Source organism: Vibrio sp. Vb2960, assembly GCF_033337665.1.
GTDB classification, from domain to species: Bacteria; Pseudomonadota; Gammaproteobacteria; order Enterobacterales; family Vibrionaceae; genus Vibrio; species Vibrio alginolyticus.
On sequence record NZ_JAWORD010000005.1, the window covers coordinates 106936 to 131060 of the forward strand.

The following is a 24125-nucleotide window of genomic DNA, read 5'->3' on the forward strand; positions in this document are numbered from 1 at the left end:
TCTCCTAAAGTGTGTCGTAGTAATCGCGAATGTGTTGAGTTTCACGATACCCTTTCTTCTTCACGTCTTTTTCAGAAGGCTCAACCGTTTCTGAAGCAACGGCCACTTTTGTGGTTCCCGCAACAACAGCACCAGCAACGGCAGCGGTTGTGAAGCCTTTTAGGAGATCCCTACGGCTTGTGTTTATTTCTTTATTATCTTTCATCATTGCTTCCTTACCTTACGGTAGATCTTTGGAGACTCATGCCCCTCTATCGATATGACCAAGTACTGCTCGATTACTCGTAATCAGTGACGTTTTTCACATCAATTTTTAATTTGCTCTTACTGCTTTTGGTGTTCACGCTAAAGCGCACTTGCTCTAACGTTAAAAACGCATCGCAAAGCTGCGCAGCTGGCTTGTAGAAGTTCACGCTTTCTGCATTCTCTAGTTGGCGCGTAAAAGATTGGAACCAAGGGGCGATGTGTTTGTTAAACACCGCTTGTTGAAGTTCTTCCTCTTCACCTGTCAGCATTGCCATCACTTCGCACAGTGCAGAAATATGGTCTTCAGGCTCTTTCACGTTCTCTTCTCGTTCGATGCCTAAAAGATCCAAATCGCGACGAATTTCCGCTAACGGTTTTTCCATCATCGAGCCAGTGCGATGCCAAGATCCGAATGGCACAACTTCACCACGTCCAATGCCAATAAACAGATCTTGATATTCTTCTTCTAACGCTTCTCGCTGCGCTTCGTTCGCGGCTTGTTGCAGTGCGAGCCAAGCTTTTTGCATCGCGCTCTCAGACGGTTCAATTTCTAGCGATTTCAGGAACGCCAGCATTTCATCACTAGGCGCACTACGAAAAAGTGCAGATAGAACGAGATAAATGTCTGTTCTCAGTGTTTGTTCTTGTTGTGTGTCCACTGCGAGCTCCTAGTATTTCAGTTGTTTCATTGGGTCTTCTGCCATCGACTCAAACATGTCGATCACACGGCAGTCTTCACACATCGCGATACGATTGATCGCCGCTTCATCAGAGAAATAAGAGTGACCGCGTAACTTGTTTTGTAGCATGTCTATCATCGATTGCGGAGCAAAAGGCTTGTGACAACGAATGCACTCGGCTGCCTTTTCTTCATGAATCACAACCGCTTTCTGGCGTTCTTCTTTCACCCAGTTCATACGAGGAGTAAGCGTCAGCACTTTCTCTGGACACGCTTTCTCGCACAGCCCACATTGAATGCAGTCTTGCTCGACGAATTTAAGCGACGGAGATCGACCGTCCGTATGCAATGCACGTGTTGGACACACCGCCACACAGCTCATACACAACGTACAACCTTTACTTTCACAAGAGACTGTGCCGTAAGGTGCGTTCGCTGGAAGTTCAACAATGTTCTCAACTGGAATACGTGATGCGGACAACGCATCCAACGCCGTAAATAGACGCTGACGTTTGTTACCTTGCAAATCACCTAATGCCAAATCAAAAGACTCAGTACAAAGTGTCGGAGCACCTTCACGTAGTGACTCTAGATACAGAATGTCGATGGTTTCTTTGGCGATACCAAGCTGACCGAGCAGCTCTTGAGCAATACCTACTTCGCTATTAAGCACACGAATAATGGTTTGAGGCATAAAACGTGAAGCCGCAAACAGCACCTGAGTAGCACCATTCACAAGCGCGGCGAACCAAGTATCAATACCAACCGAAGGCAGTTCTTCCACCACAATTGGAATCACATTATCTGGCAGTGCTTTTAGTGCCATCACGTTGTAGCTCTCGTGGCGAAAACTGCAAATCAATACGATAGGATCTAAACCACCCGCTTGCTCATAGTTGGCGAGCGTACGTTCAATAAACTTTTGCGTATCTTCAGGGTTTGGCAGTGCGTAATGAATCGCTTCTGTCGGACACGCTGTAGCACAAGTACCCACGCCTTGACATAGGTATGGGTTGATCTCGATGCGATGGCCCGTTTTGTCGCTGCCTTCACTCGATAGTGCCCCTGCCGGACAAGCATCCACACACCGTTCGCAACCTTTTACGCCACGAGAGCTGTGTGCACATAAATCGGTATCTAAACGGAAGAATTTCGGTTTATCGAACGTCCCCATTAAGGTTGGAATCTCTTCCAACGCTTCAGCCAGTTTCGGATAGCCACGACCTACTGGGTAGTAGCCCGGTACTGGGACTTCTTCCGACATGCAGCTGTTAAGGCAAAGATCGAGTACGATATCGAAACAATCGCTATTGATCGCGACCTTGGCAAGATTGTTGGTCGAACCATGATTTTCAATCAGAACTTCAAACGTACCTAAGAACCCTGAAACCTGAACCGAATTGGCGTAATAAAGCTCGGGATTTGTGCCCTTTTCGCCATCGGTAGAAAGCAGCGTTAGGCTGTTCATTTGCGACAATTGCGCTGCCGCACTTTCGATGATTGCTGTTGGGCCCACAATCAAAGTATTACCGCCGCTTTCATAGCTTACGGTTGGTGGAATAAGATTGGTCAACTCTACGGTATTTTCGAAAGCGTACAGCCTCGCTTTACCGTTATTGGAAGTTGCTTGTTCTAATAATTGTTTCAGCATTGCTCAATTCCATTTATGAACATGGATAGTCTTTTCCATCTCTTAGTGTAGTTAGCGCCGGAGATTCTGCTGATTAACTTATCAATGAGCATTCTTATTCCGCCATCTATAGGCGATGAATACTACGCAGTGCGTCCGTGCTAACTTCAACCAGATTGGTATTGAGCAACAAATAGCAAATGTCATGCCAATAAAATATCAATTAAAATTCAACCAGTTAGATATTTTACTGACAAATAGTAGGGATAAAAAAACCGGTTGAGACATTTTGTCCCAGCCGGTTCATTGAGTGTTTAGTCAAAATGTACCTATTCTTTGTGTGGTATATTTTGTCTCACCTCGTTAGGCGGTGATTCCTCAGCAAAAGTATCACTTTCACCAGATACTGTATTTATATACAGTTCATTTTCATCTTGGGTAATTCCGGCACTTTTTTCGGCATTTGGTTCTGCTTCTTCAACCACTTCAGATGCGATATCGTCAGCGTTAAGTTCAGATCCTTGCGTCGTTGCAGCGTCTGGTTCTTCTTCCACTTTTTCTTTAACCCAATCACGCAGCGTCTCTGCGACGTCTTTAGAAAGTGACTTTAAGTTACTGTAATCATCATCGTAATCGTCTAGGCCATCACGCACGTTAAATTCTTCGGACAAGAACATTTTGCGCAGCGCGGCTTTCTTAACGCTTTCTGAAGCTTCAGAAACCAGCAGTTGCGCCACAGACATGTCTTCGGGCTTTTCAGTCTCTACACTCGCGGTAATGTCTGGTGACTGACTAACCTCGTTGACGTTCAAAGCGCCTGAGCTTTCGTCAGCGTTTGAAAGCGCTGTGACACTATCTTCGGATTGCTCCGTCTCTGCTATCGGCGTGATCTCTTCATCATGTTGGGAAGATTCTTCTAATTTACGTTTCGACCAACGGCTTAAAAAACTAGTTGCCATTTGCTCTGCCCGCTCCTTTGCGTTTCTTACGTCTTACTTCTAACAACTCACCGTGGCGACCAATAAAGGCTTCCATCCAAGCCTGAACGGCTAACGGCATATCGTTGGATAGTACAAGGTTGTCGCCATCCATATATTGCGCCGCGACAGATTGTGAAGCCGTTAGTAGCTGTATCGCTGGTTTTTCACCAGACTCGACGTTATCCATCACTAAAAAAAGTTTAGGTTGCTGAGAGCTTAAGTTAAAGCGGTAGTCTGTACGCTCGTCTTTGTGCAATTGCAACAGACAAACATCTGGAGTCTCTTCCGTCGGATTTAGCGCAAATCCCGTCAACTGCCATTGGGTTGTCACCCAAATCCCTGTACTGATCTCATGCTCAACAAGCTCTACGCCAATTGGCCATGCGTCTTCAGTCTTCTCGTAATTGTTCTCGAAATCTTTCTTATCCGACATAACTCACCCAGTTTTTCTATTTTGGTCTGAAAACTCACAGGACATTTTGACCTTGGCTTTCAACCATTTCATCGCTACAAAGCAATAACCGCGCCAAATCAATCCTATACACAGCGCTATACTCAAGTACCAAAGTAGTTGAAACTCAAATTTATTGATGTGTCATTACTGCGATATCGCAGTTTTAATGCATTGTTGACATAAAACCTCGCAATTTTTATGGGAACCGCTATTTTGGAACGAGATTTGCTTTGCTAACCACTTAGCAAGCTAAATGCGTAGCAACCTAACGCTCTTAATCACTAGGACACGACTGTGCTGAAACCAAATATTATTAAAACCAGTGAAAATCCCCTGCAAACCATTGAAGTCGATGTGTACGACGAGTACGGCGAAAAGCTCACGAAGCAAATCGCTTGCGAGCGTCCTCTTACGGTCATGCTGAACTGGAAAGAAGTGGTCACGCTCATGACGCTAGGTTCGCGTCCAGAAGCGCTAGTACTCGGTTATTTAAAAAACCAAAGCTTCCTGTCCGATCCAGCCGCGATCGAATCCGTTATTATTGACTGGGAAACGCATTCCGCAGCGGTGATTACTAAAGAAAACACTGAACACTTAGAAGGCGCCCTGAAAAAGAAAACCGTCACCTCAGGTTGTGGCCAAGGCACTATGTATGGCAACGTGATGAAGCAGCTTGAAAATTATCAAGTGCCTCAAGTTTCTCTTAAGCAGTCAGAAATTTATTCTGCGCTGGAAGCGTTAACTCATTACAACGACACCTACAAAAAAGCGGGCGCAGTACACGGCTGTGCGGTTTGCAAAGGTAATGAAGTGTTGTCATTTGTGGAAGATGTCGGCCGTCACAACGCAGTGGATACACTTGCAGGTGAGATGTGGCTCAAAGAAGAAACAGGTGAAGATAAAATTTTCTACACAACTGGTCGCCTTACATCAGAGATGGTGATTAAAGTGGCTCAAATGGGCATTCCTGTTCTGCTTTCTCGCTCTGGCGTTACTCAAATGGGGTTAGATCTAGCGAAGCAATTTGGTATTACGACCATTGCGCGTGCGAAAGGTTTGCGCTTCCAAGTGTTTACAGGAGCCGACAAGGTTGAATTTGATGTAAAAGGCAACCAATAACACCTTTTCAGTGTAAACTAAAACCAATAATGCGGATTCACAGAGGATGTGGACTATGAATAATGACCAATTGTGGAATTTTCTGCTTACGCCCAGCGGTATCATGCTTTCTATGATTATTACCTTTGGCGTGGTCGGGCTCTATGCGTATATAACCGGTCAGTTTAAGGATTAAGGCCAAATATCAAAAAAGCCTCGCTAAATAGCGAGGCTTTTGCTTTTTAAACGCTTTGCGAGTAATTACGCGTCAACGCCGCGAGATTTTAGGAACTCAGAGTAAGTGCCTTTAAAGTCTGTGATTTTACCATCGCGGATTTCGATAATACGCGTTGCTAACGAGTCTACGAATACACGGTCGTGAGAGACGAAGAACAACGTGCCTTTGTATTGCTCAAGCGCCGTATTCAAAGATTCAATTGATTCCATGTCCATGTGGTTGGTTGGTTCGTCCATTAGCAGCATGTTTGGCTTGTGCATCATTAACTTACCAAGCAGCATACGACCTTGCTCACCACCAGACAGTACTTTTACTGACTTCTTAATGTCATCTTGACCAAATAGCATACGACCAAGGAAACCACGAACGACTTGCTCGTCATCACCTTCTTGACGCCATTGACCCATCCAATCCGTTAGATTCATGTCTTCTGCAAAGTCATGCGCGTGGTCTTGCGCGTAGTAACCGATGTTTGCATTTTCAGACCATTTGAACTCACCAGCACGCGGTTCAAGTACACCAGCAAGCGTGTTTAGAAGTGTTGTTTTACCCACACCATTTTCACCGATGATCGCAACGCGCTCTCCCACTTCAAAAATTGCATTGAAGTCTGAGAACAAGTCCTCTTCAAAACCTTGGCTCAGGTTTTCTACAATCAGAGCGTTACGGAACAACTCTTTAGACTGTTCAAAACGAATGAATGGGTTTTGACGGCTAGACGCTTTCACTTCGTCCAGTTTGATCTTGTCGATTTGCTTCGCACGAGATGTCGCTTGTTTTGCTTTCGATGCGTTTGCAGAGAAACGCGCAACGAAAGTTTGTAGCTCAGCGATTTGTGCTTTCTTCTTAGCGTTGTCGTTTAGTAGACGTTCGCGGGCTTGAGAAGCCGCCGTCATGTACTCGTCGTAGTTACCAGGGTAAACGCGTAGCTCACCGTAGTCCAAGTCAGCCATGTGTGTACATACTGAGTTTAGGAAGTGACGGTCGTGCGAAATGATGATCATTGTGCAGTTACGCGCGTTTAGCGTATCTTCCAACCAACGAATTGTGTCCATGTCCAAGTTGTTGGTTGGTTCGTCAAGAAGCATCACATCTGGGTCTGCGAATAGAACCTGCGCTAGAAGCACACGAAGTTTCCAGCCTGGTGCTACTTCACTCATTAGACCGAAGTGTTGCTCCATTGGGATACCTACAGCAAGAAGAAGCTCGCCCGCTTTGGCTTCTGCCATGTAGCCGTCCATTTCAGCAAACTGAACTTCTAAGTCAGCCACTTTCATGCCGTCTTCTTCGCTCATTTCAGCAAGTGAGTAGATGCGGTCACGCTCTTTCTTCACTTCCCATAGTTCTTTATGACCCATGATGACGGTATCGATTACCGTAAATTCTTCGTAAGCGAACTGATCCTGGTTCAGTTTTGCAACGCGCTCGTTTGGATCGTAGCTTACGTTACCGCTGGTTTGCTCAAGCTCGCCGCTGAGGATCTTCATAAAGGTTGATTTACCACAACCGTTAGCTCCAATTAAGCCATAGCGATTGCCTTCGCCGAACTTAACTGAAATGTTTTCGAATAGCGGCTTAGCGCCGAATTGTTGAGTAATATTCGCTGTGGAGATCAAAACCTTTACCTTAGCAATTGGGGTGTATTTAGAAAAACCGGGCAACGGTACTTGTTCATGCTACATACTGCAAGTGTTGTTTTTATTAATTCACTCCAAGTGAAATCATTGTAAGGTTTCTAAGAAGCAAAAGCGTAAACATAAATGCGTCATCAAATACAAAAAAGAGCCACTATCGTCAGTGGCTCTTTTTCCATTAATACTTCAAAAAAGTGACTAAGCGATGTTCGTCACCTCTAGGATCAGTTCGGCTTTTTTAGGTAAATAAATACTGAATTTACTGCCTTTTCCCCATTCAGACTCTGCTTTTAACTCACCACCCGTTTGGCTGAGAATACTTTGGGAGACCGATAGCCCTAACCCTGTGCCTTCTCGTTTCGTTGTGTAAAATGGCGAGAAGATTCGACTCAAGTTTTCTGGTTTAATACCGCAGCCCTCATCGATAACATGAATCGCGGCTCCTTTCACTTCGCCCTCTTCAATCCAGTCTTCACTGACTACTGTTAATGTTCCTTTACCGCTCATTGCGTGAATGGCGTTCATTTGCAGGTTAACTAAGATTTGTAGCAAATGATGGCGGTTTATCTCAACTGACGTATGTGCTTGTAGATCAGTCACAAACTCGACGTCGCGTTTCTTGGTGCCCGTTTTAACCAAGGTGATACTTTCATCAATGATAGGATTGACATGTTGCCAAGTGATTTCATCTTGAACACCACCTTGGCGACTGTATTGCAATAAACTGCGCGTGATATTGCGGATACGATCAATTTGCGCGTGAATCGCATCAATCTCCTCTTGTACTCGACTTGCATCGTCACCCAATTCAAAATGGATCAATTCTACGTTGCCAAGAATCACGGCGGTTGGGTTATTAATTTCGTGAGCAATCCCCGCGGTGAGTTCTCCCAATGCTGCCAGTTTTTCATGAACAACGAGTTTGTCGCGAGTTTGGTTAAGCAATTGAATATGCAGCTCAAGATCTTGGGTTTTTTCTCTCAGGCTTGCCGTACGCTCTTGAACTTTGCATTCAAGTTGAGCTGCGGAGTTTTTCAATTCAATTTTGCGCTCTTCTAGCGCGTCTAACATATCATCAAACTGTCTGGCTAACTGCGCAAGTTCATGATCGGCATCTAATCCTAACGGGCCAATCCGTTTTTCTTTACCTTGTTGGACCTGCTTCACCACTTTATGAATGCGTTCGATCGGTCGAAACAGATCATAAGAACCGCGATATACCATCACGCCGGAAACCAGCAATAACATAACCGTAATCAAGCTGATTTCGGCAATGTTCGTCATGTAGGCTTTTACGAATGGCCACATGAGGTAACCCGTATAAAGCATACCAATAACATTGTCGTATTGGTCTTTGATTGGTTGATACGCCGTAATATACCAAGCGTCATACACATAAGCGCGATCAACCCACTGTTCACCCTTCGAAAGTACTTGGTTATACACTTCTGCACTCACGCGAGTGCCTATGGCGCGCCCTAGCCTATGATCGCTGTCTAGAGGAACGTTGGTGCTCACACGCAAATCATCGAGAAATACCGTCAACGTACCCACAGGGCGAAGGCGGTCATTATCACTTAAGTATATGAGATCGCGGATTTGATCCACCAGCACTGTACTATTGTTAAGGAGCAAACCACCATCCAGAAAGCCGATCAAATCGTTCGCTTGGCTGTATACCGGAATCACGGTTCGACTGACTAACCCACGCGCCTCCCTGTCACCATCAGCAAGAATAGGCACTTCTGCTCGTTTGGCGAGTTCAGGATCGAGGCGTTCGAGTTCTTCTTTATTGAGTACATCAAAAAACGATTCGCGCTTGGTGAGATCCATAAAGCGGAATTTGTTTTCCATGGAATTAACGCGTTGGAAAGAGAGAAAATCTAAAGCATATCTTTTCTTCTGCTCTGTGACCCACTTTTGCAGGTCACCTTGTGGCGTTCCTTTATTAATGCGAATACGGAAATCGTACGAATCGGCAAACGCCCGCACGTAATTGGCTTGCTTTTGCTGTAACAACGTTACACTGTTATTTGCAACACCAAGACGTTCCGAGACATCAAGCAGCGCATTTTGCCACGTGTAATGAATAGACCAATAAATGGTAATGCCGATCAGAGCTAACAACGTGAGGAAAATCGGCGCAGAGGTTAAGAATAACAAACGATAACGCACCATGGTTTTAAAACGGTGCGTCCATTTTGACAATCCTTTGTGCTGTGGGCCGTTAGTCGGCATATTCCTCATCCTCAGAATCCCATTCTTTGTATTTACGTTCTAAGGTCTTGCGAGCTACGCCCAAGTCGCGAGCAGCGGCTGATTTGTTGCCTTCGTGCAAGTTAACGACTTGTTTAATATGTGCTTTCTCGACTTCTTTTAACGTCCAGCTGTTTGGATAGCCTTCGCCAGTAAATTCTTTGCCTTCTTTAAAGGTTGGTAACTCAGCTGAGTGAGAAATAGTAATCGATACATTAGGCAGTGAATGCCCGCCATTCAGCTCTCGCCAATAGTGTGCAGGTGGTTTGCCAAGCAAGATACAACGCTCAATCAAGTTTTTCAGCTCACGAATGTTTCCCGGCCAATCGTACTCACTCATGGCTTCCATGTCCTCGTGCGCCCATTTGGGCGCGGGCATACCTAGCTCGCGCGTCAGCATGTTGCTGAAAAATGGCACCAACTCAAATAAGTCGGTTTTGCGCTCTCGCAGCGGACACACTTCAATTTTCAGAACGTTTAAACGGTAATAGAGGTCACTGCGGAAATTACCTTGATTGACCTCTTCTTGCAGGTTTCGGTTGGTTGCCGCTACGATACGGACATCAATACTGATCTCTCTTTCTGAACCGACAGGGCGAATCGTACGCTGCTCTAACACACGTAATAATGATGCCTGCATTGCAAGTGGCATCTCCCCGATTTCGTCAAGAAATAAGGTGCCACCGTTCGCAACACGGAACAAACCTTCACGCGATTTTTTTGCACCGGTAAACGCGCCCGATGTATGACCAAACAACTCACTTTCTAAAAGCTCTGGTGCAATCGCGCCGCAGTTGATTGGCACAAACGGGCCCGTTCGCCCACTCGCCTGGTGGATACCTCGTGCAACTAGTTCTTTACCCGTACCCGACTCACCTTCCACCAAAACAGAAGCGCGTGATGGTGCAAATTGGTTAATAAGTTGCTTAAGCAGACGCGTTTTTTCTGAGCCGCCGATGATCTCTGAGGTATTGTGACGTTGGTAATCGCGTGTCATGGCGTACTGCATGCGTTCGTTCAAACGGCGATCCATACAGCGACTGACCGCTTTTAACATCTGCTCAAGGTTGAATGGTTTGAGGATAAAGTCGGAAGCACCGAGCTGTAGCGCTCGAATGGCAATTTCTAAATCCGCATAACCCGTCATAAAAATCACATCGGCACGTTTGTCATCATCTTCAAACGCTTCTTCCCACTCAATTCCAGAACGCCCTGGCAGATTAATATCCAGTAAGATCAGATCATAATGTCGAGAATTACGCAGTTGTTCTGCTTCTTCGATGCTACCAGCTGTATCGACATGTGAAAAAAGCTTACCCAATGCCTTTTTCAAGATGGCTTGCATGCCTAATTCATCATCGACGACCAGTACGGAAAAGGCGCTATATTGTTGGTTTGTACTAAGATGGGATTGAGTAGACATATTTACCCCAGATGGATTTCGATGGGACAGAGTGTACCAAGTTTAAACAGAGATACCCTACAAAAAGTGCGACATTTTGTACCAACGCAAACTTTTATGCAAATAACCCCATGATTTAGTGCATAAACCAAGCACTTTAAGCTTGTAAAAGGTTGGCATCTTGTTTGCTATAAGGTGGATACGGAGCGCATTTAAGTGATCTCAGGATGTTGATGTTTGCTTATTCCAACACCCTAAGACAACTTGCGTATTACGCTAATCGCTCTCGTCCAAAAAGGCTTCTCCCTAAAACCTGGAGAGATTCCAAAGAATCATTGGAAAGGAACACATAAAAATGAAAAAAATTGCGCTAACTCTGGCTGCAACGTCTATCACGCTTGTAAGTTACTCTGCGTTTTCTGCTCAAGACGGAGAACATGTTCGCCTTGCAACCACAACCAGTACTTACCATTCAGGTTTACTTGATTACCTGCTTCCACAATTTGAAAAAGACACGGGCTACAAAGTCGATGTTATTGCTGCAGGTACGGGTAAAGCCTTAAAAATGGGCGAAAACGGTGACGTAGATTTGGTGATGACACATGCACCAAAAGCTGAAGGCGCATTTGTTGAGAAAGGCTACGGCGTTTTACCTCGCAAGCTAATGTACAACGACTTTGTGATTGTAGGCCCGAAAGCTGACCCAGCAACAATCAAAAATGACGAAGGCGTGTTAGATGTATTCAAAGAGATCGCAAACAAAAACGCAACGTTCATCTCTCGCGGCGATGATTCTGGTACGCACAAAAAAGAAATGGGCTTCTGGGCTCAAACTAAAATCGAACCGAACTTTGGTGGCTACCGTAGCGTAGGTCAAGGTATGGGCCCAACTCTAAACATGGCGTCTGAAATGCAAGGCTACACCATGACGGACCGCGGCACATGGCTGGCTTACCAAAACAAATTGGATCTAGAAATTCTGTTCCAAGGCGATGAAAAACTGTTTAACCCGTACCAAGTTATTCTTGTTAACCCTGAGCGTTACCCAACGATCAACTATCAAGGTGCGAAGGCATTCAGTGATTGGTTGGTAAACCCTCGCGGACAGGAACTTATCAATGGTTTCCGCCTAAACGGTAAACAACTGTTTGTTGCGAATGCTGAGAGCAAATAACGCAATATGAATCTTGCTGATACAACACTGGAAGCGCTTCGCTTACTGGTGAACTTTGATGCAGACCTATGGGAGATCGTTGCGGTCTCCTTTAGTGTTTCTATCACGGCAATATCCCTAGTGGTATTGCCGGCTATTTTGATGTCCTTTGTACTGGCGTATACCGACTTTCGCGGTAAATGGTTTTTGTTGTCGATCGTAAATACGCTGCAAGCGGTCCCTACTGTGGTGATTGGCCTGTTGCTGTACATGTTGCTGTCGCGTGCTGGCCCTTGGGGAGACTGGCAAATGCTGTTCACTCAGAAGGCAATGATCTTCGGCCAAATGGTGATCTGTTTCCCTGTTTTGGTATCGATGATGCATGGTGCATTGCAATCTAGCGACCGTCGTGCAGTGGAAACTGCCATCACGCTGGGCGTCTCCATTCCGCGCTTGGCAGCTACGATGATTTGGGAAACCCGCTTTCCTCTACTTGCGGCTATCATTGCAGGGTTTTCACGTATCGTGACCGAGGTGGGCTGCTCAATGATGGTTGGTGGGAACATTATGGGCGTGACGCGAAATATTCCCACGGCTATCGCAATGGAAAGCAGTAAAGGTGCTTTTGCGCAAGGAGTTGCATTAGGAATTGTATTACTATCTTTAGCGTTGGCTCTAAACTTCTTCTTATCAAGCATGAGAGGCAAAGGCTACCTCAGAACATAGAACATGAAGCAAACAAACGACTCACCATTAACCCCATGTCGAGGCGAATTATGACTATAAAAATCACCGCCGAACAGTTATCCATGCGCTTTAAAGAGCGTGTGCTTTTCCACATCCCTGAGTTAGCCATCGGCCCAAATGATGCCATTTATCTCAAGGGTGACAATGGTGTGGGCAAAACTACCCTACTCAAAATCCTTGCTGGCTTGCTCAAACCCTCTACTGGCGATGTTGTTGCGCCAAAAGATACGTGGCTGAAAAGACTGACGCGTCGCAATGGTCGTGTCGATGTGATTTATCTCCATCAATCCCCTTACCTTTTTGACGGCACTGTATATGAAAACGTAGTCTATGGAGTGAAATATCAACAAGACACGCAAAAAGATAAGCGAGCTCAAGTTATTCACGCGCTGCGCATGGTAGGTTTAGAAACCTTAGCGGACGAACATATTTCCGTGTTGTCCGGCGGTGAAAAACAGCGCGTTGCCATGGCAAGGGCTTGGATTTTAAAACCGTCGATTTTATTGATGGATGAGCCAAGTGCGTCTTTAGACCAAGAATCCATTGAACGATTGGTGGTGATGGCGAAAGATCTTTTGGATCGTGGTTCCAGTATCGTGGTGACAAGCCATCAGGCCAACGCACTGACCGACTTATGTAAAAAACAGTGGTGGATTAAAGACAAGACTTTGATAGAGTCTCCTCTGTTGTATGTCATACCAAAAGAAACATCCCAAGAGAATGCATATGCTTCAACCAACACAAACTAGTTGGGTCATTTTGGCTGGTGGCCAAGCCAGCCGTATGGGTGGAAAAGATAAAGGTCTGATTGAGTTAAATCAGAAGCCACTCATCGAACACGTTATTGAACGTTTATCTCCACAAACTCCACGCATTTTAATTAATGCCAACCGAAACCAAGATGCGTACAGCAAATTTGGTTTCGTATTTAGTGATCAATTCAAAGGTTTCCCTGGGCCTATGGGCGGTATTCACGCGGGTTTGATGCATGCTGAAACTGACTGGGTCGGATTTGTACCTTGCGATAGTCCACAAATTAACACCGACCTTGTCGAGCGTTTCTGCCAGTTCGTCAAAGAAGACAGCGATATTTTGGTCGCGCATGATGGTGACCATCAGCAACCTGTTTTTACGCTCTACCACAAGCGCGTACTGCCAAAACTCACCGCGTTTTTAGAACGTGGCGACCGCAAAATCATTCTGCTCTACAAAGAGTGCAACACCAGTTACGTTGACTTTAGCGACTCACCAAACTGTTTCGTCAACTTGAACACTCCGGAAGAACTGGCGCAATTTGGACAATTAGAATCATGAAACACACGCTAAACATTCCTATTCTTGGTTTTGCAGCTTATTCAGGCACAGGCAAAACCACGCTACTTGAAGCCCTATTGCCAAAGCTGACCGAAGCAGGTTTACGCATTGGCATGCTAAAACATGCGCACCACAACTTCGATGTCGATAAGCCGGGTAAAGACAGCTACCGTTTACGCAAAGCTGGCGCATCTCAAATGCTGATTGCTTCTCGCAACCGTTTTGCGTTAATGACAGAAACGCCAGAAGCCGAAGCGGAGTTTGAATACCTATTAACACGTTTTGATGAAGACATGCTTGATGTGGTTTTGGTCGAAGGCTGCAAAAACATCGCGTTTCCTAAAATCGAATTGCACCGTGAAGAAGTCGGCAAGCCTTGGCTTTATCCAAACGATGAAAACATCATCGCTATCGCTTCAGACGGCGGCGAGTTGGACTCTGAACTGCCACAAATGAACATCAATGATCTTGAAGCGATTGCTCAGTTCGTTATTCAGTATGTTCAAGAAGCGAAAGCACCAAAAAATAAAGAGAAAGAAGCCGCATGTTGCGATACCCTTTCTCCTGCTTTCCTTTCTGTGGTTCAAGGCCAAGAGAAAATCCTTTCTTTGGTGAACACGGTTTCGGAAATAGAAGCATGCAAGATTGAAAACGCCTATGGCCGCGTTCTTGCGGAACATATCGTTTCACTAGTAAATGTGCCGCAATACACCAACTCCGCGATGGACGGTTATGCCATCCGCAGTGATGATGTTGACCGTGATAGCTACCAAGTGGTTGCTGAAGTGATGGCGGGCCATGCTTACGATCAGCCTCTGGAAGTTGGTCAAGCAGTTAAGGTCATGACTGGCGCACCAACACCACGTAACGGCGATACAGTGGTCATGCGTGAGCAAGCCATTCAAGAAGGTGACAAGGTCACTTTTAACGGTGCGAATATCAAAGCAGGCCAAAACGTTCGTCAAGCAGGTGAAGATCTCGCTATCGGCAGTGACGTCTTTACCGCAGGCACTCGCCTCGCCTCTCCAGAAATGGGCATGATCGCTTCGCTTGGCTTTGGTGAAGCGAATGTATTCCGAAAATTGAAAGTTGCCGTGTTCTCCACCGGTGACGAAGTACAAGCGCCGGGAACAGAGCAAAAAGCGAATTCTATCTACGATTCCAACCGCTTTACCATCATGGGCATGCTTAAAAAACTCGACTGCGAGATCTTGGACTTCGGTATTCTGGAAGACAACGAACAGTTAATGATTGAAGCGTTGGAAAACGCATCGGTGCAAGCAGACGTGGTTATGACTTCTGGTGGCGTATCCGTTGGAGATGCGGATTACATCAAACTTGCCTTGGATAAACTTGGTCAAATCGATTTTTGGCGAATCAACATGCGTCCGGGACGTCCATTAGCGTTTGGTCAAATCAACAACAAGCCGTTCTTTGGTCTGCCGGGCAACCCTGTGGCAGTGATGGTTTCATTCATCAACTTTGTTGAGCCTGCACTGCGTAAGATGCAAGGCGAACAAGGCTGGAAGCCTCTGAAAGTGAATGCCATCGCGACTGAAAACCTTCGCTCTCGACAAGGTCGTACCGAGTTTAGCCGTGGCGTCTATGAACTGGATGCAACTGGCCGTTTAACCGTTCGTACAACAGGCAAGCAAGGCTCTGGTATTTTGCGCTCAATGAGTGAGGCAAACTGTTTGATCGAAATCTCCCCAGCTATTGATACAGTAAAAGCGGGAGAAAGCGTGACAATTATCCCACTTCAAGGCAGAATCTAGCTCAAACTAGAAATTTAAAGGTCAGCGAGTCTGGCCTTTTTGTTTAATACAGAAACCTTTTCAGAGAGACAGCTATGGCTCGCACCATTCTTTACACTTACAAAGACCAAGACAAAGAACTGACGTTCTCATACCAGCAGCACCGCAACATTCAAGAAGCAGTTGCAGAAGCCGAAGGTATCGATATCACTGAGTTCCTAAAGATGGAGCAACAAATCGAAGCAGTGTCTGACACTAAAGCGGTGCGAAACTACCGCGACAACTACTTCAGAAAATTAGGCTTTAGCAAAATCACCCTAGCTCAAAAAGAAAACCTGGGCGTAGGCAAAAAGAACAAATAAGCTTAGCTGCAAACAGAAAACTCACGATTCGTCGTGAGTTTTTTATGCATGCTACTTTTGTTCATGATCTATACCCGAGCATACCGAAATTACTTAGGTATATAAGTAAAAGCCCCGTTTAACCTTGAAAGTCTAAACGGGGCTTTAAATTTCTTCTTACTTTATATCGAGTAAGGTTTAAGTCATTACTTGATGTTTAAGAACGCAGCGCCGCGTACACCACCTGAATCACCGTGTTTTGCTTTGATGATCTTAGGACACTTAGCCACAGACAATAAGTGTTTAGGGATGCGTTTTGGCATCTCTTCGTAAATCAATTCGAAGTTAGATAAGCCGCCACCAAGTACAACGGTGTGTGGGTCTGTTGCAGTAAACAGGTTTGCAAAGCAGATCGCTAGCAGCTCCATAAAGCGCTCGACGTGCTCTACTGCTTTCTCCTCACCCTCTGCGTGCGCTTTAATAATGTCGATCGCTTTCTTCTCTTCGCCGTAGTAATGCGCGTAAAGAAGCTCGAAACCACGACCAGATAGGTAACTATCTAAACAGCCTTTGTTGCCACAGCCACAACCCAGTAATGGCGCGTTTTCGCCTAGGTGGAACCATGCGTCGATAGGAAGACGTGTGTGACCCACCTCACCCGCTACGTGGTTGCGGCCAGAGAATACTTTGCCTTCGTAGATAAAGCCGCCACCAAAACCAGTACCAAGGATCAAACCTAGTACAGATGGTTCATCTTGAAGATCTTCGTCCCAGGCTTCAGAAAGCGCGAAACAGTTTGCATCGTTTTCAATTTTTACGCTGCGACCGATTTTAGCTTCTAGATCAGCACGAAGTGGTTTGCCTTTTGCCGCAGGAACGTTAACTGTTAGTACCGTTGCATCATCGGCGTCTTCCATACCTGGTAGGCCAAGACCAATCGTACCTTCGCAGCCAAACTCTGTATCGTATTTATTCACCAATTCCGCAATGGTATCAACCAGCAGCTCGTAGTTGTCTGTTGGTGTAGGTACACGTTCCGTCGCTACACGCTCAAGCTTCTCGTTAAATGCACCAAATTCAATTTTAGTGCCACCGACATCAAAGCCGTAATACATGTATTTCTCTCCTAAAAAATGCTTCAAACGACTCTCAAAAATGGCTAGAGTCAAAAGTATAAACTGATGGCATTATCCATATCTGTACGCCTGCAAACCGTGACCGAATGCAGATTTATCCCCTCACCGAAGCCAGTTGAACAACATAACATCAACAAAAGCTCATTCCTTAGAGTCAGCTCTCGGTTTTCATCCACTCTTTGAAACGTTTCAAGTGTGGCTGGTTAGGGTCGCTTTTGACTCGAGTCTTGCTCAGCATGTAAGTTTCTCTGAAGGCTTCAAACCACAATTGAAGGCATTCCGCAGCTTTAGGCTCACCAGCTTGTTTTAAAACTAATGTCGCGACTTCGGCGGTTGAAAGATGCTGATCATTCTCGGAGCGGCGCATGATGTATTCAGACAGAGATTCCGGCTCAATGGAAAGCACAGGCAAAGATTTAAGAAAATCAGAACGACGGAATATCTTTCGTGCCTCACGCCAGCTACCATCAATAAAGATCAGCAACCATTTTTTGTTCTCGACATCTTCTTTTACCAATCGCGCTGGCTCTAGATCTTCAATTAAACGAGAGGGATCATCCACATAGTCTGCAGGAAATACAATCACCGGTTGGTAGCTGTCATCCTGTAGTAGCGCGAGCATCTCTTCAGACGGTTCTGTTCGGTTCCATTGATACACGTAAGTCTCTTGAATCGTATCAGCGATTAGACGACCGGTATTACTTGGCTTAAACACTTCGTTTTCAGAAACAATCAACATACATGCAATATTGGCCTTGATGTTTGGCTGAAGGTCGCACAAACAGTGTTGCTCAGAAACCTGGCAATATTGGCAACGAACCACTTTACATCCACGCGCGTTGAAAGGCTTGGTTGAGATAGATTGTCGGTACTGATATAAACGGTGGAAAGCGTGAATTCTCATGGTAAGTAATGCCAAGTAAAAAGTAGAGCGCGATTCTACTGATATTATGGTTTCGCCTCAAGATAAGCCCATCAGCAGTGTGTTGAAATAATTTCACTCTTATCTCGGTCATAGATAAAGAAATAAATAAGGGAATGACAGTGACAGAAACGACATTTCAAGAACCCTCATGGCTCAGATTAGGCTTTTTCCTTGGCGTATTATTGCTTTGTGCCATTTGGGAAAACAAATTTCCTAGAAAAACACTGACCGCTTCGCGCAGGTTTCGCTGGGTCAATAACTTGTCATTGGTCGCTTTTAACAGCCTAGTTATTGCTTTAATCATGCCTATCGCTGCCTTTCAAGCTGCGGTCATAGCTCAGGAACAACAATGGGGGCTGCTCAATATTCTGTCCCTCCCCGCTTGGTTAAATATTTTTCTAACCGTCATTTTGCTTGATTTCGTCATTTACGCTCAGCATGTTGTCTTTCATCATGTAAAGCCGCTGTGGAAGATTCACCGAATGCATCACGCCGATCTCGACATAGACGTCACTACAGGCGCACGCTTTCATCCCTTCGAAATAATCATTTCAATGGGAGTAAAAATTGCAGCCGTGTTTATCTTAGGTGTTTCACCTATCGGAATTGTGGTATTTGAAATTGTGCTTAATGCGAGCGCGATGTTTAATCACAGTAATGCAAAACTGGCTTTATCCATAGACCAAAAACTGCGAAACGTCATCGTTACACCAGACATGCATCGCGTGCACCATTCAGTGATAGTAAAAGAGACCCACTCAAACTTTGGTTTTTTCCTTTCAGTTTGGGACCGCTTTTTTGGGACATACCGAGCTCAGCCTAAGTTGGGTCATGATGATGTTGTTATTGGTGTGCCGGAAATTAGAGACGAAGAAGAGCAAAGATTAGATAAGCTTTTAACGCAGCCCTTTCGCTACAATAAAGAGAAGAAGTAATGGTTGAAAAAATATTGTTGGATGAAGTATGTCAACAAAACGAATAGACCAAGCCTAAACCCCTGTTAAACACTACTTCATCCTCATGATGTGTAAGAACAGATTAGTTTTCTGCTAGCTGACGCTTTTTGTTTAACTGAGTAATACCAACAAATAAACCAACAACACCAAGCACTGCACATGCCAAAGCATTGGTGTTCATTACTTGCTGTGCCTCTATTGAGCTATATAGAAAAGCAAGGCTGAAGAAAGTGGTGGCAAAGCTCAAACCTGTCAGTACGCTGAAACCAGCAAAACTGGCCAAGTCTTTAAAATCATTCATAACGAGTCCCTGTTTACAATCCTTAATCGAGTGTTGTGAAAATAATAATTAACGAAATATTTGGCGCGATTGACTATGTTTTCGCGCATTCCATAACCAGATAGATACCCCAAATGAGAACCCTAAAAACAGTGTCTTCATTTGTAGGGCGACGTTGTTATCTAATATTTCTAATGTATAGTGAGCGTGGGAACTAAAGATAACATTGGTTATAAGAATCAATAACATAACGACTAGGCCAGAGCGGCGATGCTTGACCAATAGATACGCTGCTAATAAGTCCAATAGTCCCAAAGCGCTCCAATACATATTCAACCAGCGTGGCGCAAAATCGTAAGGTAAAAAGCCACCAACAATGTTGTCATAAAGATGAACCACTCCGCCAACTGTCATAAAAAGGCATAAGAGAAACACGACGAATTTATCCATTACCGTTTCCTTATCTGAATGAATGAGCAAAGCATATAGAAGTCACTTAAACATTTGTAATCTCATCGCCATTTTTGAGATCGACAGTGCCATTATCAACACGATGAGAACAGTAACGGCTGCTCTACCTTCTTTATTTGCTTCTAGTAGAAGCATAGTGTTTGCTGTGGCGTTTCGCCCAAATCCGCCAATGCAATGACAGAATCCTCCTTTAAATCACGCCTTGGTTTATCAACTCTCGTACCTTTTCCAGCCCGCGCTGAAACACAGTATGTGCATTCGCGGGAAGGCCGCTCTCGACATCGTGCAAGAAGAACGCAAAATCATGTCCGCCATCGTCTTGCGTATGAAACAGCCATGAATTAGCGAGGCCAGCACACTCACACAAAACAAAATGCCATACTTGATTTTGAAAGCCACTGTCCCATGAGCATAAATATCGTGCGGAACGAACATGTGTGATACCAGACTCCTCAGCGAGCTCCCGCTTGGCTGCTATGATGTAACTTTCATCAAACACTTCAACAGTGCCCTTGACGAGCTGAACACCCGCCAACGGATGTTTAAAAAGTAGGATCTCTTGATTTTGATTACGTAGAACAACGGGGCAAACTTTATCGATCACAAAACCACTCCTTATGCTTCAAGTAAAAGGCTTTAGCTTTCTCTGGATATAAAGAAATCGAGTGAAGTTGCTCTACACGCACCCACTTCAAATGGTACTGATTAACATCTGATTTTCTGATTTGCTCTGGCCCACTCCCTAGTTTCACTTTTAAGTTCCCTACATAAGAAAGAAAATAGGTTTCTAAGCGACCTTGATTTTCGAGTTCCAAAACTTTCTTAACCGAGCCAAGTTCTATTGAGGTTTCTTCCAGCGCTTCTCTTTTAGCAGCTTCAACAGGTTTCTCACCTGCTTCAACACTGTCGCCAGGGAAAACCCAATACTGTCTGTCGTTTCGAACGCGGTGGATAAGCAAAAGCTCTTGGTGATGATTAACTAGTATGAGGCTGGCTCTTTGTGATAACTGCATGATTCGTTCCTTTGAATTCTGGCGACATTCTAGTCAACGAGTCCCTCGAACAAAGCATTAACATCACGTTGTGATAACTAAACCCTTTAGAAATGAACGAGATGAGATGTAACTCACTCTTGCAATGCAAATTGGAGCCATTGAATGGGTAGCCGTAACAAAAAAGCAGAACCGAGGTTCTGCTTTTAGTCGGTGGAAACATCTCATTTACTTGGTCTGATGAAGCTCATACTTGTGCAGCATTGCTTGCTGGTGCCCGGCAATTTCCGCCACTTGCTCAGAACTCTCAACCATAGACTCAAGCTGCAGCTTTGTGCGTTCGCCAAGATCAGAAATATGCGTGATGGATTGAGATACATCTGCCGTCGCTCGTTCTTGTTCTTCTGTAGCAACTGAGATTTGTTCAACACGTTCTTGAATGTGCTTAACCGCGAGGTTGATATCAGAGAATGTCGATTTCACTTCATTGCTGGACTGTAGCGCGTGGGTCATTTCTTCTCTTGAATCATTAACTGCTTGGCGCGAACGCTCTGCGGCAGTAATAAGCTCGCTCATCATTTCTCGGATGTTCGTAGTTTGTTGAGAGGTATCACTTGCAAGTTTGCGAACTTCATCAGCGACAACCGCAAATCCACGCCCTTGCTCACCAGCACGGGCAGCCTCTATTGCCGCGTTGAGAGCAAGTAAGTTGGTGTTGTCCGCGATCCCACTGATCATATCCACCATTTCACGAATCTGTTTAACACGCTGGTCTAGCTCTAACATTGACTGTTCATTTACATCCAAAGAGCTTTCTAATGACTCCAAACGTTCGCGGTTTTTTTCCACGACTTGAACCCCTTTTTCAGTGTGTTGGGTTGCAAGGAGCGAGTCCTGTGAAGATGCATTTGTCACCATTGCTATTTCACGAATAGAGGCTTCAAGTTGCGTTATGGTCGTGATCATACTCGACAACGCTTCATTTTGTGTTGCCAACCCATCACTTGTTTGTTCGGCTGCACTGTGACTTACTTCTGCCGTCTGATAAAGCGTTTCACAATTGCGCGTCACCGTTTGAATGGAGTCATGTGTGGAATCGATTACTTGATTCAACTTTCGTGCTACTTCTTTCAGCTCATAGGGGCCGACTTCTTCTGCCTTGTCACGAAAATCATGTTCGGTAAGTGCTGAAAGACGCGTTAGTACATTCCTTAACCCTCGGTTTGTCCATGACTTGAGACTAAACCAAGTAACTAGAATAATAAAAGAAATCACACACGCCGCAAACACGAGCACAACGCTCACCGATTCAATGGTCTCGTTGACCACCCGCTCTTTTTCATCGATCAACTGACCAGCGGTTTGGGAGATTTGATCAAGTAACCGCATGGTTTCATCCGCAAGCATCGAAGCCTGTTTAAACTCTGAACGTTGCAATTCCCCTTGTTCTAGTTTGGCGAGGATCAAACGCAGCACGCCCTTTTCACTAAAGCCTTGTTTCACCATCTCATATGGTGCGGTTAAGCTTGCATATTCACTTACTTCAGGATGGAAAGATTGGAAGTCTTCATAGGCGAGTTTAATACCTGCTATGCGATTTCGCATTTCTCGGTATTCTTTTTCGGCTTTGTTTAATTCTGAGTGCATCATCATGACTAAGAACGTACTTTCCATTGAGCTTGCAGAAGCAATGAAACGGTTAGCGGCATCGCTCGACTCAGGATTATCAGCACTAAGAAACGAACTGATTCGATTCATTTCCGGACCGATAGAGCTAAGCCCATAGCGAAACCCACCAACAGCGGCATCAATATCCATTTGAATTTGTATCACCGAAGATTGCTTCAACAAAATGGACTGCGTGATGTTATGTAAACGCGCTAGTTTGGTGTCTAACTCCTCCGAGAGTTGCTGAGCTACACCAGACGCTTCCACAACCAAAGTTGTGCTTTGAGTTGCAAGAGAGTCGATTTGCTCTTTTATGAGAGGCAACTCTTTCGGCTCAGTAATCTGCATACCATGGTTGAGTAGCTTAACCATCTCCAATACATTCCTGGTTAACTTTGCGTTTGCCATCGCGATTGGTAATGCTTTTTGCGACAAGTCTTCAAATTGTTCCCCTACCTGTTCCATTCCTTTGAAACTTGAGACAGAAAGGGCTATAACAAGAACAATGATAGTTAAAAATGTTGCACTGACAGCCTGAATCAGTGAAAGTGATGTGCGTGAGCGTTTTCGCTTTGCCATAATCAATTTTTATTCTTTCTTAAGGTTGAATCGGTTCTGCAGTGATTCCGTCACATTTGTGAGACAAAACCGTGATTTGCAGCCCATACTATGGATTGGTTATGACACTAATATTTCAGTTGTGAGTCATAGAGATGACAGGTGGTGATTTGCGTCGAGTATATTTTCCTTTGATAATCAGTGTGCTACTAAGCGCCTGCTCTTCTGGGCCTGAGCCTAGTGAGCAAGCACAGGTGACAACACCTACAAATCAGCTATTGTCGGACAACCCTGACTTGTTCGACTTTTACTCAGAGTGGCACGGCACGCCTTATCGCTTAGGCGGGACACAGAAATCTGGAATTGATTGCTCAGCATTTGTACAAAAAGCGTTTGTTGAGGCTTATCAGCTCTCGTTACCAAGGACAACGAAGCAGCAATCAAAGCAAGGTGTGGAGTTAAGTTGGACGGATGCCAAGCAAGGGGATCTAGTGTTTTTTAAAACAAGACGTACAACCTATCATGTCGGAATTTACTTGGGTAACAAGCAGTTCATGCATGCATCGACGTCTAGAGGTGTGATTATTTCAAGAATCGACAACCCATACTGGGCATCTAAGTTTTGGCAAATAAGAAGAGTTACAATGTAACTCCTCTCACTCTTTAACCGGACATTGCTGTAAGTTAAAACAATATCAGTCGTAAGTCGCAACAGCATTATCGAACAGATTTTTGACCAGAGCGATGTATTCATCAAGGAACGTGATCTGTTCATTGGTCGCTTTTTTATGCCATACCCCAGCCAATATCTCACCAAGATCTTCAACAACTGCATCAGCCTCTTTCAACAATTTGAAGCGTACGCTCGAGTGAAGTTCTGGATTTTGCTCAAAAATCGCCATGATGTTTGAAGCCACCATATCGGTGACAACATCTTCGATGCTTTCGGATCCAGTGTCGCCAATTTCGGTCGTAAAAATATCTAGATTTAGAGACAAGTGCTCGATAAGAGCGAGATATCCATCGGTTTCTAAAACCACTGTTTTTCTCCGTTTATTGCAAGCCTTCGAAGCTGAAAGCAGAATAGTTTCAATAGTAAGACATGCCGAGAAAATTTCATTAACTTATTTCATATTAACAAACATTCACGAACCAACTGGATGATTTTCAAACAATTGAGCTTTGCTTCACTGAATTCGGATACAGGGTTTCT

The 24125-nt window shown here is 44.8% G+C and carries 25 protein-coding genes; 9 read left to right on the forward strand and 16 right to left on the reverse strand.

The genetic code is table 11. The features are described 5' to 3' along the window. Positions 1–4: 4 nt before the first annotated feature. The 5 genes from R7O03_RS06015 to R7O03_RS06035 all read right to left on the reverse strand — a co-directional run bounded on the left by R7O03_RS06015 (position 5) and on the right by R7O03_RS06035 (position 3968). A complete protein-coding gene (locus tag R7O03_RS06015; RefSeq protein WP_005396171.1) occupies positions 5–205 on the reverse strand; it encodes a twin-arginine translocation signal domain-containing protein in 201 nt (66 codons plus the stop codon). Positions 206–278: 73 nt separating this feature from the next. Then, positions 279–905, reverse strand: coding sequence for a molecular chaperone (locus tag R7O03_RS06020; RefSeq protein ID WP_005495048.1), 627 nt, complete (start codon positions 903–905; stop codon positions 279–281). 9 nt (positions 906–914) lie between these two features. Further along, entirely contained in the window at positions 915–2576 is a 1662-nt protein-coding gene (locus R7O03_RS06025; RefSeq protein ID WP_318131588.1) for a 4Fe-4S dicluster domain-containing protein, read from the reverse strand. A gap of 308 nt (positions 2577–2884) precedes the next feature. Next, a complete protein-coding gene (locus R7O03_RS06030) occupies positions 2885–3514 on the reverse strand; it encodes a DUF3306 domain-containing protein (RefSeq protein ID WP_258481099.1) in 630 nt (209 codons plus the stop codon). Beyond that, a complete protein-coding gene (locus tag R7O03_RS06035; protein ID WP_005396177.1) occupies positions 3504–3968 on the reverse strand; it encodes a DUF3305 domain-containing protein in 465 nt (154 codons plus the stop codon). The genes R7O03_RS06030 and R7O03_RS06035 overlap by 11 nt, the downstream gene beginning before the upstream one ends. Positions 3969–4283: 315 nt before the next feature. Here R7O03_RS06035 and R7O03_RS06040 point away from each other — a divergent pair, with 315 nt between their 5' ends. Then, positions 4284–5108, forward strand: coding sequence for a formate dehydrogenase accessory sulfurtransferase FdhD (locus tag R7O03_RS06040; RefSeq protein ID WP_005377552.1), 825 nt, complete (start codon positions 4284–4286; stop codon positions 5106–5108). A 240-nt stretch (positions 5109–5348) separates the two neighbouring features. Here the strand turns inward: R7O03_RS06040 and R7O03_RS06045 are convergent, their stop codons facing one another. The 3 genes from R7O03_RS06045 to R7O03_RS06055 all read right to left on the reverse strand — a co-directional run bounded on the left by R7O03_RS06045 (position 5349) and on the right by R7O03_RS06055 (position 10638). Then, positions 5349–6941, reverse strand: a complete 1593-nt coding sequence (locus R7O03_RS06045) for an ABC-F family ATPase (protein WP_025766654.1) — start codon at positions 6939–6941, stop codon at positions 5349–5351. Positions 6942–7157: 216 nt separating this feature from the next. Further along, complete coding sequence (locus tag R7O03_RS06050) at positions 7158–9197, reverse strand: cache domain-containing protein (protein WP_182038956.1); 2040 nt, start codon at positions 9195–9197, stop codon at positions 7158–7160. After that, positions 9187–10638: a sigma-54-dependent transcriptional regulator gene (locus tag R7O03_RS06055; protein WP_239945473.1), complete on the reverse strand. Its 1452-nt coding sequence runs from the start codon at positions 10636–10638 to the stop codon at positions 9187–9189. Before R7O03_RS06055 ends, R7O03_RS06050 begins: the two co-directional genes overlap by 11 nt. Before the next feature lie 334 nt (positions 10639–10972). On the opposite strand from R7O03_RS06055, the gene R7O03_RS06060 reads away from it, so the two are divergent. From R7O03_RS06060 to R7O03_RS06085, 6 genes are all read left to right on the forward strand, one after another. Then, on the forward strand, positions 10973–11791 hold the full coding sequence (locus R7O03_RS06060; protein ID WP_005389522.1) for a substrate-binding domain-containing protein: 819 nt from the start codon (positions 10973–10975) through the stop codon (positions 11789–11791). Between the two features lie 6 nt (positions 11792–11797). Then, on the forward strand, positions 11798–12496 hold the full coding sequence (locus R7O03_RS06065) for an ABC transporter permease (RefSeq protein ID WP_005389524.1): 699 nt from the start codon (positions 11798–11800) through the stop codon (positions 12494–12496). Positions 12497–12546: 50 nt separating this feature from the next. Next, positions 12547–13266, forward strand: a complete 720-nt coding sequence (locus R7O03_RS06070) for an energy-coupling factor ABC transporter ATP-binding protein (RefSeq protein ID WP_025766658.1) — start codon at positions 12547–12549, stop codon at positions 13264–13266. After that, positions 13244–13831, forward strand: a complete 588-nt coding sequence (gene mobA, locus R7O03_RS06075; protein WP_165935346.1) for a molybdenum cofactor guanylyltransferase MobA — start codon at positions 13244–13246, stop codon at positions 13829–13831. Before R7O03_RS06070 ends, mobA begins: the two co-directional genes overlap by 23 nt. Then, the gene (locus R7O03_RS06080; protein WP_318131589.1) at positions 13828–15606 is read left to right on the forward strand and encodes a bifunctional molybdopterin-guanine dinucleotide biosynthesis adaptor protein MobB/molybdopterin molybdotransferase MoeA; all 1779 of its coding nucleotides are present in this window, start codon (positions 13828–13830) and stop codon (positions 15604–15606) included. Before mobA ends, R7O03_RS06080 begins: the two co-directional genes overlap by 4 nt. 74 nt (positions 15607–15680) lie before the next feature. Further along, the gene (locus R7O03_RS06085; RefSeq protein WP_005377584.1) at positions 15681–15947 is read left to right on the forward strand and encodes a DUF2960 domain-containing protein; all 267 of its coding nucleotides are present in this window, start codon (positions 15681–15683) and stop codon (positions 15945–15947) included. A 185-nt stretch (positions 15948–16132) separates the two neighbouring features. Here the strand turns inward: R7O03_RS06085 and nagK are convergent, their stop codons facing one another. Together nagK and R7O03_RS06095 are read right to left on the reverse strand one after the other, a co-directional pair. Next, on the reverse strand, positions 16133–17041 hold the full coding sequence (gene nagK, locus R7O03_RS06090) for an N-acetylglucosamine kinase (RefSeq protein WP_005377586.1): 909 nt from the start codon (positions 17039–17041) through the stop codon (positions 16133–16135). Between the two features lie 175 nt (positions 17042–17216). Then, positions 17217–17966 carry a tRNA-uridine aminocarboxypropyltransferase gene (locus tag R7O03_RS06095; protein ID WP_054574144.1) on the reverse strand — a complete coding sequence of 250 codons (750 nt, stop codon included), beginning with the start codon at positions 17964–17966 and terminating at the stop codon, positions 17217–17219. 140 nt (positions 17967–18106) lie between these two features. Between R7O03_RS06095 and R7O03_RS06100 the strand changes: the two genes are divergently transcribed. Further along, positions 18107–18922: a sterol desaturase family protein gene (locus R7O03_RS06100; RefSeq protein ID WP_225491399.1), complete on the forward strand. Its 816-nt coding sequence runs from the start codon at positions 18107–18109 to the stop codon at positions 18920–18922. Positions 18923–19025: 103 nt separating this feature from the next. Here the strand turns inward: R7O03_RS06100 and R7O03_RS06105 are convergent, their stop codons facing one another. The 5 genes from R7O03_RS06105 to R7O03_RS06125 all read right to left on the reverse strand — a co-directional run bounded on the left by R7O03_RS06105 (position 19026) and on the right by R7O03_RS06125 (position 22933). Beyond that, entirely contained in the window at positions 19026–19244 is a 219-nt protein-coding gene (locus R7O03_RS06105) for a hypothetical protein (RefSeq protein ID WP_005389537.1), read from the reverse strand. Between the two features lie 48 nt (positions 19245–19292). Beyond that, the gene (locus R7O03_RS06110; protein WP_005377611.1) at positions 19293–19673 is read right to left on the reverse strand and encodes a hypothetical protein; all 381 of its coding nucleotides are present in this window, start codon (positions 19671–19673) and stop codon (positions 19293–19295) included. A gap of 211 nt (positions 19674–19884) precedes the next feature. Beyond that, a complete protein-coding gene (locus R7O03_RS06115) occupies positions 19885–20298 on the reverse strand; it encodes an NUDIX hydrolase (RefSeq protein ID WP_213868733.1) in 414 nt (137 codons plus the stop codon). Continuing rightward, on the reverse strand, positions 20288–20707 hold the full coding sequence (locus tag R7O03_RS06120) for an NUDIX domain-containing protein (protein ID WP_213868735.1): 420 nt from the start codon (positions 20705–20707) through the stop codon (positions 20288–20290). Before R7O03_RS06120 ends, R7O03_RS06115 begins: the two co-directional genes overlap by 11 nt. 207 nt (positions 20708–20914) lie before the next feature. After that, a complete protein-coding gene (locus R7O03_RS06125) occupies positions 20915–22933 on the reverse strand; it encodes a methyl-accepting chemotaxis protein (RefSeq protein WP_171342970.1) in 2019 nt (672 codons plus the stop codon). 134 nt (positions 22934–23067) lie between these two features. Here R7O03_RS06125 and R7O03_RS06130 point away from each other — a divergent pair, with 134 nt between their 5' ends. Beyond that, entirely contained in the window at positions 23068–23562 is a 495-nt protein-coding gene (locus R7O03_RS06130) for an NlpC/P60 family protein (protein WP_171342971.1), read from the forward strand. Positions 23563–23607: 45 nt separating this feature from the next. On the opposite strand, the gene R7O03_RS06135 is transcribed toward R7O03_RS06130, so the two are convergent. Further along, positions 23608–23952 carry a DUF3802 family protein gene (locus R7O03_RS06135; protein ID WP_005377620.1) on the reverse strand — a complete coding sequence of 115 codons (345 nt, stop codon included), beginning with the start codon at positions 23950–23952 and terminating at the stop codon, positions 23608–23610. Between the last annotated feature and the right edge of the window lie 173 nt (positions 23953–24125).

Coding starts and splice junctions, on each gene's coding strand:
- R7O03_RS06015 (WP_005396171.1), bottom strand. CDS start 205: ATGAAAGATAATAAAGAAATAAACACAAGCCGTAGGGATCTCCTAAAA.
- R7O03_RS06025 (WP_318131588.1), bottom strand. CDS start 2,576: ATGCTGAAACAATTATTAGAACAAGCAACTTCCAATAACGGTAAAGCG.
- R7O03_RS06030 (WP_258481099.1), bottom strand. CDS start 3,514: ATGGCAACTAGTTTTTTAAGCCGTTGGTCGAAACGTAAATTAGAAGAA.
- R7O03_RS06035 (WP_005396177.1), bottom strand. CDS start 3,968: ATGTCGGATAAGAAAGATTTCGAGAACAATTACGAGAAGACTGAAGAC.
- R7O03_RS06050 (WP_182038956.1), bottom strand. CDS start 9,197: ATGCCGACTAACGGCCCACAGCACAAAGGATTGTCAAAATGGACGCAC.
- R7O03_RS06055 (WP_239945473.1), bottom strand. CDS start 10,638: ATGTCTACTCAATCCCATCTTAGTACAAACCAACAATATAGCGCCTTT.
- R7O03_RS06060 (WP_005389522.1), top strand. CDS start 10,973: ATGAAAAAAATTGCGCTAACTCTGGCTGCAACGTCTATCACGCTTGTA.
- R7O03_RS06065 (WP_005389524.1), top strand. CDS start 11,798: ATGAATCTTGCTGATACAACACTGGAAGCGCTTCGCTTACTGGTGAAC.
- R7O03_RS06070 (WP_025766658.1), top strand. CDS start 12,547: ATGACTATAAAAATCACCGCCGAACAGTTATCCATGCGCTTTAAAGAG.
- mobA (WP_165935346.1), top strand. CDS start 13,244: ATGCTTCAACCAACACAAACTAGTTGGGTCATTTTGGCTGGTGGCCAA.
- R7O03_RS06080 (WP_318131589.1), top strand. CDS start 13,828: ATGAAACACACGCTAAACATTCCTATTCTTGGTTTTGCAGCTTATTCA.
- R7O03_RS06085 (WP_005377584.1), top strand. CDS start 15,681: ATGGCTCGCACCATTCTTTACACTTACAAAGACCAAGACAAAGAACTG.
- nagK (WP_005377586.1), bottom strand. CDS start 17,041: ATGTATTACGGCTTTGATGTCGGTGGCACTAAAATTGAATTTGGTGCA.
- R7O03_RS06095 (WP_054574144.1), bottom strand. CDS start 17,966: ATGAGAATTCACGCTTTCCACCGTTTATATCAGTACCGACAATCTATC.
- R7O03_RS06105 (WP_005389537.1), bottom strand. CDS start 19,244: ATGAATGATTTTAAAGACTTGGCCAGTTTTGCTGGTTTCAGCGTACTG.
- R7O03_RS06110 (WP_005377611.1), bottom strand. CDS start 19,673: ATGGATAAATTCGTCGTGTTTCTCTTATGCCTTTTTATGACAGTTGGC.
- R7O03_RS06120 (WP_213868735.1), bottom strand. CDS start 20,707: ATGCAGTTATCACAAAGAGCCAGCCTCATACTAGTTAATCATCACCAA.
- R7O03_RS06125 (WP_171342970.1), bottom strand. CDS start 22,933: ATGGCAAAGCGAAAACGCTCACGCACATCACTTTCACTGATTCAGGCT.
- R7O03_RS06130 (WP_171342971.1), top strand. CDS start 23,068: ATGACAGGTGGTGATTTGCGTCGAGTATATTTTCCTTTGATAATCAGT.